The 19,317-nt window shown below is 42.0% G+C and carries 20 protein-coding genes; 3 read left to right on the top strand and 17 right to left on the bottom strand.

Annotation, left to right across the window (positions count from 1 at the left end):
- Nucleotides 1–2,745, top strand: coding sequence for a phosphodiester glycosidase family protein (locus ATZ99_RS05435; protein WP_068748229.1), 2,745 nt, complete (start codon nt 1–3; stop codon nt 2,743–2,745).
- A gap of 27 nt (nt 2,746–2,772) precedes the next feature.
- On the opposite strand, the gene ATZ99_RS05430 is transcribed toward ATZ99_RS05435, so the two are convergent.
- Genes ATZ99_RS05430 through acsV form a run of 8 tightly spaced genes read right to left on the bottom strand, consistent with a single transcriptional unit; the run spans nt 2,773 to nt 8,858 of the window.
- Nucleotides 2,773–3,996: a DUF401 family protein gene (locus ATZ99_RS05430; RefSeq protein WP_083947363.1), complete on the bottom strand. Its 1,224-nt coding sequence runs from the start codon at nt 3,994–3,996 to the stop codon at nt 2,773–2,775.
- Between the two features lie 13 nt (nt 3,997–4,009).
- The gene (locus tag ATZ99_RS05425) at nt 4,010–5,128 is read right to left on the bottom strand and encodes a DUF362 domain-containing protein (RefSeq protein WP_068748227.1); all 1,119 of its coding nucleotides are present in this window, start codon (nt 5,126–5,128) and stop codon (nt 4,010–4,012) included.
- An 18-nt stretch (nt 5,129–5,146) separates the two neighbouring features.
- Nucleotides 5,147–5,554, bottom strand: coding sequence for a HEPN domain-containing protein (locus ATZ99_RS05420; protein WP_068748226.1), 408 nt, complete (start codon nt 5,552–5,554; stop codon nt 5,147–5,149).
- The gene (locus ATZ99_RS05415; RefSeq protein WP_068748225.1) at nt 5,551–6,042 is read right to left on the bottom strand and encodes a nucleotidyltransferase domain-containing protein; all 492 of its coding nucleotides are present in this window, start codon (nt 6,040–6,042) and stop codon (nt 5,551–5,553) included. Before ATZ99_RS05415 ends, ATZ99_RS05420 begins: the two co-directional genes overlap by 4 nt.
- 2 nt (nt 6,043–6,044) lie before the next feature.
- Nucleotides 6,045–6,458, bottom strand: a complete 414-nt coding sequence (locus ATZ99_RS05410) for a DUF3842 family protein (protein WP_068748224.1) — start codon at nt 6,456–6,458, stop codon at nt 6,045–6,047.
- 2 nt (nt 6,459–6,460) lie between these two features.
- Nucleotides 6,461–6,652: a CooT family nickel-binding protein gene (locus ATZ99_RS05405; protein ID WP_068748223.1), complete on the bottom strand. Its 192-nt coding sequence runs from the start codon at nt 6,650–6,652 to the stop codon at nt 6,461–6,463.
- A 14-nt stretch (nt 6,653–6,666) separates the two neighbouring features.
- Nucleotides 6,667–6,909, bottom strand: a complete 243-nt coding sequence (locus ATZ99_RS05400) for a DUF8180 domain-containing protein (protein ID WP_068748222.1) — start codon at nt 6,907–6,909, stop codon at nt 6,667–6,669.
- A 5-nt stretch (nt 6,910–6,914) separates the two neighbouring features.
- The gene (gene acsV / locus ATZ99_RS05395; protein ID WP_068748221.1) at nt 6,915–8,858 is read right to left on the bottom strand and encodes a corrinoid activation/regeneration protein AcsV; all 1,944 of its coding nucleotides are present in this window, start codon (nt 8,856–8,858) and stop codon (nt 6,915–6,917) included.
- A gap of 210 nt (nt 8,859–9,068) precedes the next feature.
- Between acsV and ATZ99_RS05390 the strand changes: the two genes are divergently transcribed.
- A complete protein-coding gene (locus ATZ99_RS05390; RefSeq protein ID WP_245641315.1) occupies nt 9,069–9,647 on the top strand; it encodes a nucleoside recognition domain-containing protein in 579 nt (192 codons plus the stop codon).
- A 149-nt stretch (nt 9,648–9,796) separates the two neighbouring features.
- Nucleotides 9,797–10,210 carry a spore maturation protein gene (locus ATZ99_RS05385; RefSeq protein ID WP_245641314.1) on the top strand — a complete coding sequence of 138 codons (414 nt, stop codon included), beginning with the start codon at nt 9,797–9,799 and terminating at the stop codon, nt 10,208–10,210.
- Nucleotides 10,211–10,285: 75 nt separating this feature from the next.
- Here ATZ99_RS05385 and ggt read toward each other — a convergent pair whose 3' ends face one another.
- From ggt to ATZ99_RS12300, 9 genes are all read right to left on the bottom strand, one after another.
- The gene (gene ggt, locus ATZ99_RS05380) at nt 10,286–11,890 is read right to left on the bottom strand and encodes a gamma-glutamyltransferase (RefSeq protein ID WP_068748219.1); all 1,605 of its coding nucleotides are present in this window, start codon (nt 11,888–11,890) and stop codon (nt 10,286–10,288) included.
- A gap of 12 nt (nt 11,891–11,902) precedes the next feature.
- A complete protein-coding gene (locus ATZ99_RS05375) occupies nt 11,903–12,406 on the bottom strand; it encodes a hypothetical protein (protein ID WP_068748218.1) in 504 nt (167 codons plus the stop codon).
- A gap of 271 nt (nt 12,407–12,677) precedes the next feature.
- Nucleotides 12,678–13,055 carry a glycine cleavage system protein GcvH gene (gene gcvH, locus ATZ99_RS05370; RefSeq protein ID WP_068748217.1) on the bottom strand — a complete coding sequence of 126 codons (378 nt, stop codon included), beginning with the start codon at nt 13,053–13,055 and terminating at the stop codon, nt 12,678–12,680.
- Nucleotides 13,056–13,067: 12 nt separating this feature from the next.
- A complete protein-coding gene (acsB, locus tag ATZ99_RS05365) occupies nt 13,068–15,191 on the bottom strand; it encodes an acetyl-CoA decarbonylase/synthase complex subunit alpha/beta (RefSeq protein ID WP_068748216.1) in 2,124 nt (707 codons plus the stop codon).
- Nucleotides 15,192–15,243: 52 nt separating this feature from the next.
- On the bottom strand, nt 15,244–16,029 hold the full coding sequence (gene acsE, locus ATZ99_RS05360; RefSeq protein WP_068748215.1) for a carbon monoxide dehydrogenase/acetyl-CoA synthase methytransferase subunit: 786 nt from the start codon (nt 16,027–16,029) through the stop codon (nt 15,244–15,246).
- Nucleotides 16,030–16,059: 30 nt separating this feature from the next.
- Nucleotides 16,060–17,418, bottom strand: coding sequence for an acetyl-CoA decarbonylase/synthase complex subunit gamma (gene acsC, locus ATZ99_RS05355; RefSeq protein ID WP_068748214.1), 1,359 nt, complete (start codon nt 17,416–17,418; stop codon nt 16,060–16,062).
- A 20-nt stretch (nt 17,419–17,438) separates the two neighbouring features.
- Nucleotides 17,439–18,377: an acetyl-CoA decarbonylase/synthase complex subunit delta gene (gene acsD, locus ATZ99_RS05350; RefSeq protein WP_068748213.1), complete on the bottom strand. Its 939-nt coding sequence runs from the start codon at nt 18,375–18,377 to the stop codon at nt 17,439–17,441.
- Between the two features lie 19 nt (nt 18,378–18,396).
- Nucleotides 18,397–19,173, bottom strand: coding sequence for an ATP-binding protein (locus ATZ99_RS05345; RefSeq protein WP_068748212.1), 777 nt, complete (start codon nt 19,171–19,173; stop codon nt 18,397–18,399).
- A 15-nt stretch (nt 19,174–19,188) separates the two neighbouring features.
- Entirely contained in the window at nt 19,189–19,308 is a 120-nt protein-coding gene (locus tag ATZ99_RS12300) for a hypothetical protein (protein ID WP_342669095.1), read from the bottom strand.
- Nucleotides 19,309–19,317: the final 9 nt, after the last annotated feature.

Raw genomic sequence — 19,317 nt, 5'->3', positions numbered from 1 at the left:
ATGAACAAATTAAAAAAACTTGCCGTTTTAATAACGTTCTTATACCTTTTGAACGTGTTACTGCCTTTTTGTATTTTTGCCCAGGGATGGGTAACCCTTTACGAAGAAAAAGAACAAACTCCCGTAGCAAAGGGAGTTATATACGAAAAAAGGACTATATTTACTTCCCAGGGGTTTAAAAAAATACATATTTTAACGGTGGATTTAACCTCTCCTTATATTGACATAGTAAGCTTATACAATAAAGAGAATTTATCGGAGAGAAAACCTTTAAGCGACCTTGTAAAATCAAATAATGCGGTAGCGGGGATAAACGGCGACTTTTTTTCCATGACAAATCCCTCCTCCGCCATAGGGGTACAAATAAACGAAGGAAATATACTTTCATCCCCTTCCAATCGTACCGATATGTCCGCTTTTGCCCTGACCTTTGACAAAATGCCCCTGATAATAAATTTTTCCTTCGAAGGTAAATTAATCCTGAAAGACGGGACGGTCTTCCCCATAGCTTCTGTAAATAAAATAGGAGACCCTGCGGGAAAGGTAATGCTTTACAACACCTTTTTCGGCAAGGAAACCTATAAGTTACCCCCTGAAAAAGGTGATGCCCTTTTTCTCATTATAAAGGATGGAATTATAGAAAACCTTTTCTTCGGAAAATCCTCCTCTATTGATGAGGGAAGATTGGTTATAACAGCGGGACAGGACCTGGCAGTTCAGATATATCCTAAGGTTTCTCAGGGCGATCCTATTAATATACAACTGAGATTTACACCGGATATATCCAACATCAAAACCGCCATTGGCGGCGGTGCCGTGCTTGTGGATAACGGCAAAATCCCCGAAAACTTTTCCCATAACATTAACGGCGTGCATCCCAGGACCGCCATAGGCTTCACCAGGGATAAAACAAAACTATTTATGGTAACGGTGGATGGAAGGCAGGAAGAAAGCGACGGGGTAACCCAGGAAGAACTGGCCAATATAATGTTAAACCTGGGAGCCCATTTTGCACTTAATTTAGACGGCGGCGGCTCCTCTACCCTGGTGGGAAGGCCTTTGGGAGAGGATAATATAAAGGTTCTAAACAATCCTTCCGAGAAAAAGGAAAGGCCAATAATCAACGGAATTGGCATTGTAAACAAAGCTCCCCTTGGAAAAATTGCCGGACTTATTATAAAGAGCCCTTCCCTTACCGTTGCAAAAAACTCAAGACTCGTCCTTGAAGTAAAAGCTTACGACGAGTATTTAAACCCGATTGCCGTAGACCAGAACAGGGTGCAGTGGAGCATTTCCAAAGGCGCGGGCAAGTTTGATAAAAACACCTTTTTTGCGCAAAAAGAAGGGGAGACTGTGATAACCGCAAAATACGGTACCGTCACCAAATCGATAAAAATAAAAATTTTAGAACCGGTGAAAATTATTAAAACAGGCTCGGAGTATTACGGAATTGATAAAAACGGCGTGCTATCTTACATTCACCCCGAGGATATAAATAAATTCGATATCCCCGTTGAGGAAGCCCCTGATTTCAAGGGTTTAGATTTTTCCAGCCCCGGGAGAAAAGACGCCGATAATAAAAAAATTCCCGACGCGGATTTTGCCGTACTCGGTGGTTTGGCGGAAAATAAATTGACGGAGGCGGAGTATAAAGAGGTATTGACAAAGACCCTGGATATCATCAAAAAACTTAAAGCCGATTATATTATAACCCTTGATGACACAGGGAATTTAGAGGAGCTAAACCAAATAATCCCCAAAAACTACCTTTCCAGCCTGAAAGGTTTTGGTAAGGGCTACCAATCTTTTCCCGAAAAGGATAATTTTTTCATCTTTTTAAGGGCTGAAAAGGGCGGAATTAATGCCACCGATTACAATCAATGGATTTCCTTTTTAAAAGACCTGAACAGCGCGGTAAAATACAAAAAAGTTTTTGTTTTTTTAAACACCCCCTTGGAGAAATTCAACGACAGGTTGGAAGCCGACCTTTTTAAAAAATTGCTTGCTCAATTAGCTCAAAAAAATGTTAAGGTTCACGTTATTATTAAGGATGAAAAATTCTACGTTTTCAAGGAAAACTCCGTCAAATTCATAGGGATCCCTTCTATCGGGAATCCTGCCCCTGCAGTAGTGCTTTTTGATATCGACAGCAATTTCACCAATTATTCAGTAGTTCCCGTTATTAAGGATATAGAAAATAAAACTCTTTACGTAAAAAAAGGAATCTCATCCGAGATAATATTAGAAGGAATTTCTTACTATCAGAGTAAACTACCAATCAATTATCCTTATAATTACGACTTAGCTTTAAGCTTCAACAAAAAATACACCTTTGACAGGGAGCATTTAATCATAAATGCCCAGGAAAAAGGCAATCTTACTCTTAAGGTCACCGCTGCATTTCTTCAAAAGACCTTTACAATCCCTGTAGTAGATTTTTCTATAAGTCTGAACGGTAAGGACCTTTTCTCTCCCGATGCAATACCTTACCTTAATAAAAAAGGAAGCGCCATGGTACCCATAAGGCTGATCTCGGAAAACCTGGGGGCCAAGGTGGAATGGGATTCTAAAAAGAAGGAAGTAAGCATTTTTAAAGAAAATAAAACTATAACCCTCAAAGTTGCCAATAAATATGCAGAGATGGTAGGCGGAAGGGTTTACGTTCCTTTAAGATATGTGGCCGAAAACTTAGGGGCCAAAGTGACATGGGATGATAAAACAAGGACAGCGGTAATAAATTATTAAAAAAGGCAGCCTTCAAAGGCTGCTTTTTTATTGTGATAAAATTAATACTATAATTATTGTTATTATCACCGCAAAAGAGGAAACCATCACCTTTTTCAAAAGCCTCTCGATACTTACATTAAAATACTCCGCTGACATCACGCTGCAAAGGTGCACGGGCGTTATCATCCCGCCAATAAAACCGGCGGCAAAAGCGCAGGCCGCATGCCATAGATTCTGATTAAGCCCTAAGGGTATCAAAATCGGAAAAGCTAAGGATACGAAACTTACCGTTACCCCGAAAAAGAAATTGGAAATCAGCGGTATAAGTATAAACAGCAATTCCTTCGGGATTTTATAATAAATCACCGTCCGGGAAAATGACTCCACCGCGCCGGAAACCGTTAAAAAATCTTTAAAGACCATGACTCCTATTATCAACACTACGTAATTTAAGTTCAAAGATTCCTTTATAACCCTTTTAAATTCTTTAAAATTCAATCGGTTCAAAAAAATCAAATAAATTATGGTTGCTACGGCCGATATATCCAAAGCGTATTCAAACCGATTTACCAGCAAAAGATAAAGCCCTATCATCAAAATTACCGGCGAAAGGCTAAAGGCAATGTCTTTTAAAGCCGTTTTTTTACGACCATTGTTTTCTACTCTTATACTTTTATTTTTTTCTTCTCCCTTTTCTCCAAGGATTAGTATTCCGGATACAGCATACACGAATATAAAAATCAACAGGTGAAAAAATAGCCTGCCAACTGGTACATTAAGCAATTTTGCAGCCAAAATTACTCCGGGATAAAGGATAAAACCGTCAAGCCACACGTGCCGGAACCAGTAATTTATATAGGCTTTATTCAGGTTTGATAACCCATCCCCCGTAACCTCCTCCACTATGGGGCAGGAAAACCTTGCGCCACCCGGAGAAGGCAGAAGTCCAAGGGCTGCAGAAAGCATAATCGCTGAAAAAAGCCCGTTTTTTATAAAAACCCTCAAGCTCTGGGCCATCTTTACTATCATGCCGCTGGTCCTCATTATATTTTCAATTATCATAATAGCTATCAGAATGAATATTAGCTCCAAGGTTTTTTCCGATAACGCCGCTTTAAAAGCTGTAGAAATCATTAAACTAAAAGGCATTCTGTTATACAGGGCCACCAGCAACGAATTTAACAGCATTATCGCACCGATATTTACATTTTTCCTGAAAAGGTAGACATTACAAAAAACAGCAAAAATTATAACCGTTAATAACAACATAAAAATCTCCTTTTTACATTAGTCTTACTAATTCATAATCCCTGGTTCCCATCCCCAGTTTTTCAGCGTATTCTAACTGGTATTCTCCTCTTGTCCCAGGATGAATTGCACTGAATTTGTCCTCTCCGGCTTCAAAACCGCTTTTCTTATCCCCTAAGGCGGAATGCGGATTGCCTTTCTGGGAATTGACAAGGTCAAAACACGCTTTGTCTAAGGCAACTGGATCGAAGGAAGCTAATATGCCTATATCGTGAATAATCGGAGCATCGCTCCAGGGCGTGCAATCGCATAGGGGAGTTACATTCATCACGAAGTTTATAAAGGCCGTTTTTTCTTTTTTATTTATGTAAGCCCCGTAGGCGTATTCCACCATTCGCTCCATAAACTCATTTATGTCAGTCTTCCATACGGGCTTAATCACGTTGAATACACACATGGAGATGCATTCTCCGCAGCCTATGCACTTTTCCGCATCTATGTAGGCTTTACCATCCACAAGGGTAATTGCATCCCGGGGACAATTCTTAATGCAGGCAAGACATGCTCTGCAGTTTTCGGAAACCTTGGGTTTTAAAGTGGAGTGCTGGCGCTGTTTCCCCGATGCGGGAGCACAACCCATAGCGAGATTCTTTATAGCGCCACCAAAGCCGGCCATTTCATGACCTTTAAAATGAGAAAGGACAATCATCGCATTGGAATAGTAAATTGCCGAAGCTATTTTTACTTTGTCAAAGTGCTTCTTGTTAATCTCTACCTCAACCGAGTCCTTGCTGACCAATCCGTCAGCAATAATAACCGGTGCATTAACAACCGCATAGGCAAAACCATTTTCAATTGCCGTAACCACATGGTCAATTGCATTGCTCCTGGAGCCTTTATAAAGGGTATTGGTATCGGTTAAAAAAGGCTTCCCGCCGCACTTTTTTACCCTGTCCACTACCTGCCTTACAAAAATTGGATTTATGAAGGCGTTATTTCCTTTCTCCCCAAAGTGAAGCTTTAATGCCACCATATCGTTTTCCGAGATTATACCGGCAAATCCCGCGGAATCAAATATCCTGCCCACCTTTGCCGACAGGCTTTCGTTTCTCTTCTTTGCCCTTAAATCAAAAAAATACACCTTTGATTTCAAGGTTATTACCTCCCCGGATTATTTTATTACCTTTTGTGCTACCGAAACTACAAACACCGCATCCTTTATTGCCTTTTCAGCATCGTTTAAGGTATACTCTTCTGTAGGTATAAAATCAATATCTCCGTAAAAAGAAAATTCTCGCTCCTTCCTCAACCATTTAGAAATACGCACAACTTCATTTAAATCCGATATTACATCCCGGGGCAATCTTTCCTTATATTCTATCAAAAGCGAACTTACCTCATGCTGTTTTGGGGGATCTATTCCTATCTGCCTGAGCATCCCTTTCACAGCTAATTCCACAATTTCCTGAGCTTCCCTTATAACATCAGAATAAGCTTCCTCTTCAAGCAGTACATTTAAGATCTTCAAACGCTTCTGAGCTTTTAAAAGATAACTTCTGGCCAGAGTTTCATTTGTCAAATTTCAATCACCTCACCTTCTCTGTAGTCCTTACTCAGTACCCAATACCAGGCTCCACCTTTATATATTTTTTGAGCCCCCAGTTCGTTAAGCTTTTCTTTGAAATTAAGAAGATAATCCCTGAAAAAATTGTCCTTATCGTATAAGATTTTCGCATCATCTACCATATCCAGAAAAAGAGGGCTACCCATTAAAACTTCGTCCTTTTGTTTTATAACCGGAGATAGATATGTATTGATACCCTGCTTTTTAAGGCTGTTAATTAATGGCTCAATCTTTTTTTCTACTTTTAAAAACTCGTTAATGCGTGCCATCCTACCCCGGGGCAAGTCATCCGCAATAATCAAAAAGTCAATATCCGAATCCGGCCTAAAAGAATCCCTGCCGACAGAGCCAAAAATAACTAAGGTTATTAATCTATCTTTATAAAAATTTTTAACCTCTTTTACAAGTAAATCAATGATAACCTGAAAATACTTTCTATACATACTCACACAAACTCCACCTTTATCTTCTCTATTGCTTCCTTTATTGAAAGAAAAAGGGGTCTTTTTTCTATCCCAAGAAGCACAATATCTTCACAGTCTACAAGTGGTATCAATATCTTTTTAGCCCTGCTTTCAACAATGGCAGAAGCTATTTTTTCCGTAATTTCTCCCATCATGGCATTGGGTATTACAATTCCCAGCGAGCCAACAATTACATCCACTTTCTTTACCGTAGTAACTATGGCGTTTTCTCCCGTTGCGCCCCTGTTAGCCTTTTCCTTCATCATGCTTGTCGTTGCTGCCGAATTGGTTCCCAAAGCGTATATTTTTACATCCGGGGGAAGGTCCTGCCTCAAAAGGGAAATAATCTGGCTCCCAATTCCTCCCCCCATTCCATCCACCACCGCTATAATCATGCCTACTTCCTCTTTTCAAGAATAATTTTATGATCAAGCAGCTTTATTTCTTTAATAACCGCATCCACAAGTTTTTGCTGACCCAGAAGGTCGTACATAAATACCTTTCCTTCCTGGGGTTCAATGTAAATCACATTTTCCATTATCTCTTTTTCCTTGCCGTCTTCTATAAGAACCACCCTGGATTCGCACATTTTTTTCACCCCTCTTAGATATATTTTTTTGCTTCAAAAAGCGCTTCACCGGCTTTTAATAACAAATCTGCCGCTTTATTTATATACTCTCCGCACTCGTCTTTGCCAAGGTTTTTTGCTTTCTCCGCCCACTTTCTAAAATTTTCTTCATGGGATTTATTGTGTTCTATCCAGTGAGCGAGCAAAACCTTTAATGTTTGTATATCTCCCGATGCTTGATTTTCGCCGTTACCGGTATGCCCTTCGTGCATGTGCATAACTCTCATCTCCTTTTGTTTTTTTCCAATAGACCCACCACACCGGGAAACAAGTTTAAATCGGTGTGGGGTATAAAACACGCCTTTATGAACTCTTCCATGTAGAAGGGAAAGGTGCTTAATTCGATGTAGGTCATTGAATCGGATATTTCCTTTGCTTTATCCCTGGCCTCCTGAAATAAAAGGCAAAGGTAAGCGCCGATCAAAGAGGAATTTCCCATATAATAATATTTACTTTCATCCACATCGGGTAAAAGGCCTATGTTTATTGCATTTCTTATGTGCAGGTTACTACCTACTCCTCCCGCTATAATTATTTTGTCCACATCCCGTAATGTCAACCCCGCACTGTTTAAAAGCACGCTTAAACCCGAATAGACTGCGGCTTTTGCCCTTAAAAGATTATCGATATCAATTTCATTTATCGTAATATCCCTTCCGTCATAACTGTCCTTGTCCCGGACTAAGACGTATTCCATTACATCCAGGTCCTCGTCGTACCTGATTCTATCCGATGAAACCTCCCGGGAAATCTTCCCTTTAGAATCAATTATACCCGAAAGAAACATTTCTGCAATAAGGTCAATCAGCCCCGATCCGCAAATACCCTTAGGTTTTATATCCCCCAGGACATTTATGGAAGGCTCAAATGTTTCTCTGTCAATTTTTATGCTTTCTATTGCCCCGGGTGCAGCCCTCATCCCGCAGCTGATCTCCCCTCCTTCAAAAGCGGGCCCTGCTGAGCAAGCACAGGAAAGCAAATAATCCCTGTTCCCCAGTACTATTTCTCCGTTTGTCCCCAGATCCAAAAATAGTATATTTTCATCCTGAGCCCATATACCCGAAGCCAGAATTCCCGAAACAATATCCCCTCCCACATAGCTCGCTACATTGGGTAGGAGTATCACCTTTGCTTCGGGATTAACGTTTATACCCACATCCTTAGCCTTCAGTTCGGGACACTCTTTAAACACGGGAATATAAGGCTCAAGTCTAATATTGGCAGGGTCAATCCCCAGAAAGAGGTGGCTCATGGTCGTATTCCCGGCAAATACGCATAAAATTATATTTTCCCTTTTTACGTTGTTTTTCAGGATGAGTTTATTAATCAATGGGTTGATAGTTCCATCTACTATCGATTTTTTGAGCCTATCCAGCCCTTCTTCCTCTCCCGAGTATATTATCCTGCTTATCACATCCCCTCCATACTGGATCTGGAGGTTTGCACTGGAGGCAAATGCTATTATTTCGCCCGTTGTTAAATCCACCAGGTTTACCGCTACCGTAGTGGTACCGATATCCGCACAAATACCGTAAATACCATCGGTATAAAAACCGTCCAATCCCACTACCTCGCATGAATATTTATCTTTCAAAATCAGTCCTCTTACCCGGAAATCTCCTTCTCTCAATTTTGCCGGAATTGTTTTCATTACATTTAAAGAACATACCGGGTTATTAATTCCATACTTTTTCCTGAGTTCTCTTTTTAACCTTTCTAAATCCGCCACATTATCATCCAAGGTAGGGGACGGTAATTTTAAATATGCAGAAAAAGCTCCGCTATCTTTTTTAAAACCCTGTTCCGTTAGCATTTTACATGCCTTCTCAATCCTTTCGCTCTTTTCATCTCCCGGTTTTATATCTTCCACAAAAATACCTTCTACAGCATCCACATGCGGTATCTCCACCACCATATCGCCCTCGATAAAAGTTAGACATGCCAGCCTGATTCCATTTTTTAGCTCTTCCTCTTTCAGCAGGGGAGTAAATTCCATCTGATGCTCACCGCTTACTACCTTTACCCTGCATTTCCCGCAGTTCCCCTTCCCTCCGCAGGGTGCATCGATAAATATCCCTGCCTTTCTCGCTACTTCCAGCAGGTTCGCACCTTTTTTTACAATAATGCTTTTTTTTACCGGATTAAATACTACGGTACATTTTTCCATTTTTTATCACCCATCTTGTGACATATTTCTCATTTTTAATTATAGCACAATGTTAAGGGATTGATATTATTTTAACAAAAATTAATCTTTATTAAATCAATTTAATATAAATTTATCATATTCTCATTGCCATTGCCATTTCTCCCTTTTATTTTTTATGGATTTATGCCCTTCATTTATCATAAATATATAATGAGGGGGTAATTGGCAATGGCGATGAATTTTATATTCTTCTTTTTCATTTTTACGGGAATTATTTTAAGTGCGTTCACGGGAAAAATAGATGCGGTCACGCAGGTTGTATTTGAAAGCAGTAAATCCACTGTTGAACTATGTTTAGGGCTAATCGGCAGTATCTCTTTCTGGATGGGCCTTATGAAAATCGCAGAAGAATCAGGTCTTATAGAAAAGATAGCTTCTTTTTTTAAACCTGTTATGAAAAAACTTTTTCCCGATATCCCGTCGAACCATCCCGCTATGGGGGCAATGGCGATGAATTTTGCCGCCAATTTACTGGGCCTCGGAAATGCTGCCACACCCCTGGGTTTAAAAGCCATGAAAGAACTTCAAAATTTAAACGTTAAAAAAGACACCGCATCCAACGCCATGTGCACCTTCTTAGTAATAAATACTTCTTCCATTACCCTTATCCCCACAACCACCTTAGCTTTAATGAAAGCATCGGGTTCTGACAATCCTTCCGCAATCATAGGTACTACCTTAATGGCCACCCTTTGTTCTACCACCGCGGGGATCATCGCTGTAAAAATCCTTGAAAAGTTCTATTAGATACTTTTACCCGGGGAGGGATTGTTTTGTTTTACCGTTTAATAAATATTTTCTCTCAATGGGCAATTCCCATTTTTATACTTTTTATTATGACTTACGGATACATAAAAAAAATAAAAATATACGAGGTCTTTGTAGAGGGTGCAAAAATGGGTTTTTTTACGTCTGTAAGGATTATCCCCTATTTGATGGCAGTAATGGTAAGTGTGGGAATATTTAGAGCTTCCGGTGCCATGGATTTTTTTATTTCTTTACTTGCTCCATTAACCAGAATTACGGGAATTCCCGCGGAAGTATTGCCAATGGCTATAATCAGGCCGCTTTCCGGTGGAGGAGCCCAGGGTATAATGGTGGAAATTTTTAAAACCTACGGACCTGATTCCTGCTTGGGAAGGATCGCAGCGACAATGAACGGTGCTACCGATACAACCCTTTACATTTTAGCAGTGTACTTCGGATCGGTAGGTATAAAAAATACGAGGCACGCCCTACCTGCAGGCTTGATTGCCGACCTTGCCGGCTTTATTGCTTCCGTAATTGCGGTAAAACTTCTTTTAATGTAAACTCTTTAAAGCAAAAAGGCTATTGGTTTGGTGTCCAATAGCCTTTTATACTATAGACCGTTTATTATTAATTTATTAATATACTGCTATATATCCATCCGTTCTCGGTTCCGTCCCCCCTATGAATACACCGTCGTCAGTCCTCCAAATAATCTGACCCCTTCCAAAATTTATTGACTCCGTTTCGTACACCACATCATGGCCTTTTCTTGCAAGAGCCTGAGCAATATTTGCAGGAAAACCCGGTTCTACCTGGACAGTTTTGCCCTTCACCCACTGCCATCTTGGGGCATCGAGGGCATCCTGAGGATTCAGTTTAAAATCCAGCATGCTTACGAGAATCTGTAAATGTCCCTGCGGCTGCATGAATCCACCCATCACTCCAAAAGGCCCTACAGCTTTCCCATCCTTCGTTAAAAATCCCGGAATTATGGTATGGTAAGGCTTTTTACCGGGAGCTATACAATTCACATGCTCTTTATCCAAACAGAAATTATTCCCCCGGTTATGCAGGGCAATTCCCGTTCCCGGCACCACCAGACCCGATCCAAACCCCATGTAATTGCTCTGAATATATGAAATCATATTCCCCTCTTCGTCAGCCGCTGCCAAGTAAACCGTCCCTCCTTTGTTAGGCTCACCGGCGACGGGCACCATCGCTTCATTTCCGATTAACTTTCTCCTTTTTTCCGCATAATCCAAACTCAATAGATCCTTCACGGAAACCTTCATATACTTAGGATCTGCTATGTGTTTTTGTGCATCGGCAAAGGCAAGTTTTACCGCCTCTATGAGCTTGTGATAGGTTTCTACGGTTTCCTTCGAATCAAAGTTCATGCCGCTCAATATATTTAACGCCATTAATACCGTGATTCCGTGACCATTTGGAGGAATTTCCCATACATCATAACCCCGGTAGTTTACACTTACCGGATCTACCCATTCCGGTTCAAAGGATTCTAAGTCTTCCTTCCTTAAAAAACCGCCGAATTTTCTCGAAAAATCGTCGATTTTTTCCGCTAATTCTCCCCGGTAAAAGGATTCCGCATAAGTTTCCGCTATGGATTCCAGGGTACGGGCGTGATCTTTTGAGCTCCAAATCTCTCCAGCTTTTACCGGTCTTCCGTCAGGACAGAAGGTATCAAACCAGGGTTTAAATTCCTCCCCTTTCAGCTGAATAAAAGTATCGTAAGCCTTTTTCCATAATTTTGCAACATTCACCGATACCGGATGGCCTTCATAGGCATAACGGATTGCCGGTTCCATAACCTCCTTTAAGCTGAGCCTTCCAAATCTTTTATTAAGCGCTGCCCAGGCTGCGGGAATTCCCGGAACCGTTACCGGAATAAAGCCGTACTTTGGCATTTCCTTTAATCCCATATCCAATAATTTTTCAGCAGTTATTCCTTTTGGCGCTGGTCCGCTGGAATTTAATCCGTACATTTTATCCTTATACCATACGATTGCAAAAGCGTCTCCTCCGATGCCGTTTCCGGTAGGCTCTACCACGGTTAAACATGCGGCCGTCGCAATTGCCGCATCTACCGCATTGCCGCCTTTTCTCATTATCTCCATACCCGCTTGAGCGGCTAAGGGGTGAGAAGTTGCCACCATCCCCTTCTTTGACAGGACCACATTTCTTCTCGAAGGATAATTGTACTTCAAAAGATCAAATTCCACCTTTCATCCCCCCTATAAAAATTTTACAAAAATTCCCGCAATAATAATCGAAATAGTTGTTACGGAGGCAAAACCCGCTACCACATAAGCAGGCATTATCTTCTGGAGCACTAATTCCTTCTCTTCCTGCGTTTTTGATACAGCAGTAGCTATCTCGTTGGCTATAAGGTAGGTTGCCGGAAAACCAAGTAATTGAGCCACCGCTATTCCCACCGCTAAATTCCTCGAGCCCACAATCCTCCATAATGGTATCAGGTAAATAAATATGAAAATTCCTATTAAGACAACGGCAAAAACCAGTAAGGTTTGTAAGCTCAGTTTTGCCAAGTCCGCTACGTTTATTTCCGCAAGAGAGGGAATAATGCTTGCAAAAATGGCCATCTGCAATAGTCCGGCTGAATTGCCCTTCTCAAGGATTTTCGGAGGAACTAGCCCAAAATATCCCACCAGCGCTCCTAAAATCAGCGCCCAAATAGAATAATTTACAGGCGTTATACTTTCTAAGAGCCTCGACATCCATGCAAAAAATGCCGTTACTCCAAGACATGTAAACGGAGTAAAATATTTTTCAAATCTTTCATAAAAGGTTTTCTCCTTTTCCCTTGAAATTTCCTCCTTTTTTATAAATACTTCCCTTTTAATGCCCGTTCTATGTTCATTAAGGATAATGTTTGCTTCTTTAAGCCCAAATAAGGATGCGGGTGGTGTGCGCGCACATGAAAAACTCCTGCGGTTAAAAACCGCAGGAGTTTTACCGGCAAATATGGATAATTTTTTTGTAATTATTTTACTCTAATATACTCTCGTAATCATTGTAATCCAGTAAATTTTCAATTTCCGCAGGATCTTCAATCTTTATTTTTATCATCCATCCTTTTTCATAAGGCGACTCGTTGATAAGTTCGGGGCTATCCGCTAATTCTTCATTGACCTCTATCACTTCGCCGCTAAGGGGGGCATAAAGGTCGGAAGCTACCTTGCCCGATTCTACCGACCCAAATACCTCGTTTTGCTTAATACTGCTTCCCTCCTCGGGAAGGTCAACAAACAGCACCTCTCCCAATTTATCCTGGGCATAATCGGTAATTCCAATAACCGCCATATCTCCTTCTATTTTTGCCCAGGTGTGTTCTTTGTGGTACTTATAATCCTGTGGGAAATACATTTTCTTACCTCCTTACATTATTGGATCCATGGTAAGCGCCGGATGGCCTACTCTGGTCAAAAATTCGGTTACCGAATCGGGATCCGTTCCCACCGTCTCATCGGCAATCATATCGGCAAAATTGTCATAACCCAGTTCTTTCCCCCTTGCGTTTATCTTTTCCCTCAAGGCCTCTTTTAATTCCTTCGGCATCCATACCAATCTCAAAATACCGCCCTCAGCGGAAATGAATTTTTTGCTGGTAATAAACTGCCTGCCCAATCCCATGAAACCGGGTGTCTGCATTCCACCGCCGGTAGTGGACGCAAGTTCTCCAAAAGTCATCCCAAGAGGCGTCATCCCTGTGTATTCCCTGTTTACTATAATTACCCCATTAGCTTCGGGCATAATGCCGCATATACATTCAAAACATCCGCAGGAGGTCATGGGGTTATCCATTAAAGAATATATGCAGATTTCTTTTGTTGCTCCGTGAGATAATTCCTCCACCGCTTTATTAACGGAATCCCATATACCTTTTACCTCATCCCTTGCTACGCCTTTGACAATAGGCTGACAGGCTCCCGTGGGGTTAATCTCTTTTGTAGCCTTTGCATCGAGCCAGCTTACCGCCCCGCAGAGTCCAAGTCTTTCAGGTGTTACAACACATACATGGGCGGGGGCAAAGGATTGACAGAGGGTGCAGGAATAAAATTCATCAACGCTTTCATCGGTCAACCCCGCAAGCCTTGCGTCTCTCGCTTCATATCGGGGTTTTGCTACTTCTTTCGCAAGTTCTTCTACTTGTTCCCTGTCGGTGATGATGGTCACCTGAACCTTGTCGACAATGCTTCCAAATTCGTCAAGCATTTTTGCATATAGTACCTCGCCGAGATGATGGAGCCTTAACCCCGCTTCATAAGAGGATTTACTTATTCTAAGCCACATTATATCCCTTTGACCTATATGCATTACACCTTCGATGTAATTCAAGAAATAATGAATCCTTCTTTCAAGGACGGGTTCGAAGTCCTCCTGCATGTTTCTACCCGCTACATCCACCAGAACCGCCAAAGGCAGTTTACCGCCCTCGGGCCCTAAGGTGTCAATGTCCGGACCTATAACCTCAATTTTATGGTCTTCAATCTCCGCCATTTCTCTTTTTCTAACAAGCTCCCAGGCAGGAGTCCTTCCTCCTCCGAACTCGGCGTACATGTCTTCCTTTCTTACCCTTTCTCCTTCGAAGGCTGCCGCAAAACCGACGGGGATGGGTATTTCAGTTATTTTTATTTTTATATTCCTTGCTTCTAAAGAAGTGGCCACCATTTTTTCGTAGTCTTTTTGAACTATTAAATAATGGGGTACTTCCTGAACCTCCTGATCGGTAATAACCGGGAACCCCAAGGCTATAGCTCCGGCTCCTGCAGATACCACGATCTCGCTCAAGGGGCCTAAAGCGTTTACAAAAGCAGGAACCCTTTCTTTTGTGTATTTTAACAAATCCCCTAAGTTGCCCGGCTGGACGTTTCCGAAAATAAGTGCTGCCCTTATGGCAACCGTTACCACGTGAATTACGGAAGTGACGTCATATCCTAAGGGTATAACCCTGAGTTCCAGTCCCATTTTTACCTTAGCCTCTATTGCCTGATCGATAATTTTCCCCACCAGGAATACCAGGAGCCCTTTATTTTGATAACCCTTAATCACCTTCCCCGCTTCCTCCGCAGAAGGTGCTTCTCCAATGACCACCGCTACTCCGGGGATATCTCCCGTTACCAGGGGAACGCCAAGGGAGCGGATTATAGCATCGGAAATAAAGCCAGCACAGGGCTCGGAATAGGGCTTCTCCTGGGTAGCGTATTTGCAAGCCTCTATTATTTCCGCAGAAAGCGCCGTTGCAAGTCCTGCATTTAATGCTTTCTCTAAGCTCTGCTCCTCTACAATTAGACTTTCTACAATTGAAAGAGCATCCTTTAAATCTTTAAGAGTACCGAGCTTTTTCCCGGTAGCTGCGTAAAAGGTCGGAAGGCTGTAAGCTGTTTCCGGGAAAGCTACCTTGCCTTCTTCTCCCTTTTTCGAAATTGCGTCTTGAACCACACCTTTAGCCGCCTCTAAAGCCTGTTTTGAACCGGTAAAAATGATATCAAATAATGTCATAATTTAATCCCTCCAAGGATTTTATTTTTGGCCTTCAGGCCACTAATCACTTTTAAAGTTCCAGGTAAGAATCACAGTATAAATTCCAGCCTTTTATTACTTCTGCCGTTTTGATTACATCCATAAGCATTTTGTTGCAGGGATTTATAATGGCAGAAGTTAATCCGCACTGAATTGCCATCGAACAAAATACCGCCTCGATAAGACCTCTCAACTCTTTGGGGCATCCGTTGGATACATTGCTCAGTCCTCCGGTAGTTTTTAAGCCCATTTCGGAAATTTGCCTTACGGCTTCCAATACTTCCTGCTGTTTATCCTGCATCCCCTTTACCACCACAAAAAGCGGGTCAAACAGAATATCTTCAGGGTTGAGCCCGAGCTGCATAGCTCTATCCAGGATTTCAGTGCAATAGGTGATTCTTTCATCATTGTCCCTGGGGATCCCCTCCTTAGCACAAAGGCCTATTACCATTGCACCGTATTCGGCCGCAACTTCCAGCATACCCATTCTTGACCCTGCATCGGCAGAGTTTATAATAGCCTTTCCCGGTTTTGGATCGTAAACCTTTAACCCCGCTTCTATCGCCTTAGCATTGGCAGTATCCAAACAAAGAGGAATATTTGGGAATTCTGCTTGCAAAACTTTTACCACCCATTGCATTAACTCTTCTCCATCCCTTTCAGCAGGGCCAATGTTTACATCAAGGTAATGGGCCCCTGCTAATACCTGTTCCTTCGCTCTTTCCAGGATGGGTTTTGGATCCCTTTCCTGAAGCGCTTTCCTGATGACCGGCGAAATCACATGAATCCTTTCTCCAATTGTTAAAAACCTTGCCATAATACGCACCTCCTGAATTGTCAAACTCGATTACGCCCTTTTGGAGATATAATCTCTCAGGAACTTCGGAAGCAAAGCTGCCTCTTCGGAACCCACAACGACTTTCCAGCCGGGCAGGGCATCTTCGATATCGGATTTTAAAACCGCTACCTTCCCGGGAATGATGATTTCCCTGGTTTTTACCTTTTCTTCTACCCCAAAATCCTTCACAGCTTTTGCAATCGATTTTCCGCTCAACTTCCCTGCTGCCCAGGCTGTAAGCACGGAGTATCCCCCCGCATCGGGTACCAGCACCCATGAAGGCACCTTTGACCTCTCCACCTCACCGGAAACTATAAAATAGGTCAGGGCAAAATCCACCGTAACGAGAACCGGTGAATTTTCCTCGGCCTGTCCTATCCTGTATATACCTTGTTCCACCCTCATAGGCCTCTGCGGATCGGTATAAATATTCTGCCTTAAGGCAAATAACGGTAAAGCTATAGAATAATCAATATCGTCCAGGACTATTATTGACGCATATTTTTCCACAAACACGGTGGCATAGGAAAGCTGCAGGAATTTATCCTTCGATAACCGGTTTACAAAAACTGCTGCAGGGTATCCAAAGACCCTGTCCTGGGTAATTAGAGCGGTCCTCCTGATGTTTACCACATCTTCAAAGGCTTTTTTGGCGCTTACCGCTTTTGTCCCCAGTATTAATTCTTTATAGCCCAGAGCATGTATTTTCTCCACCAGTTTATACAATTCTTCTAAATTGTTCGCCTCAACACCTAAAAGAATATTATACTGCTTTGCAATATTTACCATCTCTTCGTAGTTTTGATCGTTTGCACCGTAGAGTATCGGTCCTAAGTCCTTTACCTCTTCCACCGCTGCTTTTGCAATTTCCGCATTTTCATTAATGATCATGGGCACGGCATCTTTACATTCGTCCTTGACTTTTTTCAAAAGTCCCAAATATTTTTCTTTGTTGTCACTTTCACATTTCACCGCTGCAATTTCCACATACATTCTCTCATTTATGCGAACGTAACTTACTTTGTTCATGCGCTCAATCCTACCATTGATGTCTTCTTCGGACATCACATCGCTGAACATTACGGCAAATCTATTTCTGTTCACAAAAGTCTTTTCATGCCTGAAAAGAACGGTTTCTCCTCCCAGGGTATAGGTTTTTTCACCGTATCCGAATTTAACCGTTTTCATCAGTGGAGCGGTGGCATCGGAAAGTTTTTGTTTTACTTCCTCAGACATATAGGGGCATTTTTCTGCTTCTATGCCCCCCTGGGCTAATTTCATTGCAAAAGCAAGACAGGTGGGAAAACCGCACTCTTTACAGTTTTTCTTGGGAAGCATTTTATATATATCCATACCTGTTAAAGCCATAATTACCTCTCCCTTCACAATTAGTTGACCATTTCATTGATAAATCCTCTTACCACATCGAGGGATCTTGGATGCCTCAAGATAACAGCATTTGCACCGGCTGTCAGCACACCAACCGCAGTGGACACTTCCATAGCAATTCCTCTTTCTTCCCTGTCCCCCCATTCCGGGGCATCTTCCTTTGAAGCGACGGATTCCTTTACCTTCCACGTTTCGAAGGATACAGGCATTATTATGGGCACCTGAAGGATTGTATCGTTTTGCTCTAAGGCAGCAAGTTTTATCCTGTCCAGGGTGGTAATAACGTATTCGAACCCGTACCCTACCGAGGACACTCCCGGATTCATAAGCATCCTTTCAGGTTTTACACCCAGTTGAGTAAGTAAAATATTGAGCTGCTTTGCCAGGTTCAAATCCACTGAGGATTCCGCTACCACCAGGTTCCCGTAAGCCAACCCCACCGCAGCTCCGACTTCTTTATAATTACCTTCAACCGCGGAAAGAAAAGCGTAATTTTTATTGGGAAGGGCTTCCGCTACCTTTGTAAAAATTCTCGCATTCTTTTCGTTAGAGTCGCATCCGGCAATAACCAGAGGAACATCAACGTTCTTTGCCACTTTTTTGGCAATTTCAGCACACTCTTCCGGACTTCTATTTAGGGTATCGGGATTTGCTCCTATAAACCTGAGGGTTATAAAGTCGGGGTTGTATTTTTCCGTATAAAACTTTGCCCATTTTGCAGGATCATCGGCCACATCCTTAATAATATTCATCAATCCTTCGGGCCAATCAACAGGAGGTATATCCCAAACCTCCATACCAACCTTGGGGGTGTTTCCTATATCTCCGTCAAAAGAGTAGAAAGGAAGCACCGATTCCCCGCCTAATTTTAAGCCTTCACCCAAAACAACTTCTTTTATTTTACCCTGAAATTTTTGCTGGGGATTTTTATATGCCATATCTTTCGCCTCCATATCCCTATTTTTTTACAGTAACCCTGGGTAAAAGAATATTATCAAGTATACTCCTATAAGCCATTACAGCCTCACTTTTTTGGGGTAAATTCACCAGGGGTATACCTTTGTTGTCGTATTCATATATGTTTTCATCAAGAGGGACCAGTCCTGCCAGAGGAATATTGTATTTTTCGATGTGATCCAGCAATTCCTTTTGTATTCCCTCTTTTGGTACCCTGTTTACAATTAGAAAAAGTTCCTTTACATCCAGTTTAAGTTCTTCAATTAATGCCTTTACCCTGTAAGCGGCATCTATTCCCCTTTTAGAACATTCGCTTACTGCAAACATTAGATCGACTTTTTTTGTGGTTCTCCTGGAAAGGTGTTCAAGTCCTGCTTCGTTGTCTATTACCATAAAAGAGTAAGAATTCGATAGTTTATCTGTTGCTTCTCTTAAAATGCCGTTTGCAAAACAGTAACATCCCAATCCCTCGGGCCTTCCCATAACCAGCAGGTCATATCCCTTACCTTCTACGATGGCTTGCTGCAGTCTGAAATTCAGGTAATCGGCCTTTGTCATGCCGCCCGGAAGATTATCCATATTTTTTACTTCTTCTCGAATTTCCCCCAAGGTGAACTCCACCTCCACCCCGAGGACGTTATTCAAATTGGAATTCGGATCAGCATCCACCGCAAGTACAGGCCCCAATCCCTTTTCCACAAGATAATCTACCGTAAATCCGGCAAGGGTGGTTTTACCGGTACCTCCCTTACCTGCTAAAGCAATCGTATATGCCATGTGATCATCTCCATTTCAAGCATTATGAACTGATTCTCCGTGAACATCGTGAACGGCTTCCATTAAAGCTTCGCTGAAGGTGGGATGGGAATGCACCACCCGGGAAAACTCTTTTACCTTTACTCCGCAGGCCATCGCAAGGGC

This window comes from Thermovenabulum gondwanense (assembly GCF_001601575.1).
GTDB classification, from domain to species: domain Bacteria; phylum Bacillota; class Thermosediminibacteria; order Thermosediminibacterales; family Thermosediminibacteraceae; genus Thermovenabulum; species Thermovenabulum gondwanense.
The sequence above is the reverse complement of the archived record's forward strand: the minus strand, read 5'-3'. Positions and strand labels throughout refer to the sequence as shown.

Excerpts from the sequence above, each read along its gene's own strand:
- acsD (WP_068748213.1), bottom strand. The coding sequence starts at position 18,377 with ATGGCATATAAAAATCCCCAGCAAAAATTTCAGGGTAAAATAAAAGAA.
- ATZ99_RS05410 (WP_068748224.1), bottom strand. The coding sequence starts at position 6,458 with ATGATTATAGCGGTGGTGGATGGAATGGGGGGAGGAATTGGGAGCCAG.
- acsE (WP_068748215.1), bottom strand. The coding sequence starts at position 16,029 with ATGGCAAGGTTTTTAACAATTGGAGAAAGGATTCATGTGATTTCGCCG.
- acsB (WP_068748216.1), bottom strand. The coding sequence starts at position 15,191 with ATGACATTATTTGATATCATTTTTACCGGTTCAAAACAGGCTTTAGAG.
- ATZ99_RS05415 (WP_068748225.1), bottom strand. The coding sequence starts at position 6,042 with ATGTATAGAAAGTATTTTCAGGTTATCATTGATTTACTTGTAAAAGAG.
- ATZ99_RS05435 (WP_068748229.1), top strand. The coding sequence starts at position 1 with ATGAACAAATTAAAAAAACTTGCCGTTTTAATAACGTTCTTATACCTT.
- acsC (WP_068748214.1), bottom strand. The coding sequence starts at position 17,418 with ATGGCTTTAACAGGTATGGATATATATAAAATGCTTCCCAAGAAAAAC.
- ATZ99_RS05345 (WP_068748212.1), bottom strand. The coding sequence starts at position 19,173 with ATGGCATATACGATTGCTTTAGCAGGTAAGGGAGGTACCGGTAAAACC.
- ATZ99_RS12300 (WP_342669095.1), bottom strand. The coding sequence starts at position 19,308 with ATGGCCTGCGGAGTAAAGGTAAAAGAGTTTTCCCGGGTGGTGCATTCC.
- gcvH (WP_068748217.1), bottom strand. The coding sequence starts at position 13,055 with ATGTATTTCCCACAGGATTATAAGTACCACAAAGAACACACCTGGGCA.
- ATZ99_RS05430 (WP_083947363.1), bottom strand. The coding sequence starts at position 3,996 with ATGTTGTTATTAACGGTTATAATTTTTGCTGTTTTTTGTAATGTCTAC.
- acsV (WP_068748221.1), bottom strand. The coding sequence starts at position 8,858 with ATGGAAAAATGTACCGTAGTATTTAATCCGGTAAAAAAAAGCATTATT.
- ATZ99_RS05390 (WP_245641315.1), top strand. The coding sequence starts at position 9,069 with ATGGCGATGAATTTTATATTCTTCTTTTTCATTTTTACGGGAATTATT.
- ATZ99_RS05375 (WP_068748218.1), bottom strand. The coding sequence starts at position 12,406 with ATGTCGAGGCTCTTAGAAAGTATAACGCCTGTAAATTATTCTATTTGG.
- ATZ99_RS05405 (WP_068748223.1), bottom strand. The coding sequence starts at position 6,652 with ATGTGCGAATCCAGGGTGGTTCTTATAGAAGACGGCAAGGAAAAAGAG.
- ATZ99_RS05385 (WP_245641314.1), top strand. The coding sequence starts at position 9,797 with ATGGGTTTTTTTACGTCTGTAAGGATTATCCCCTATTTGATGGCAGTA.
- ATZ99_RS05400 (WP_068748222.1), bottom strand. The coding sequence starts at position 6,909 with ATGCACATGCACGAAGGGCATACCGGTAACGGCGAAAATCAAGCATCG.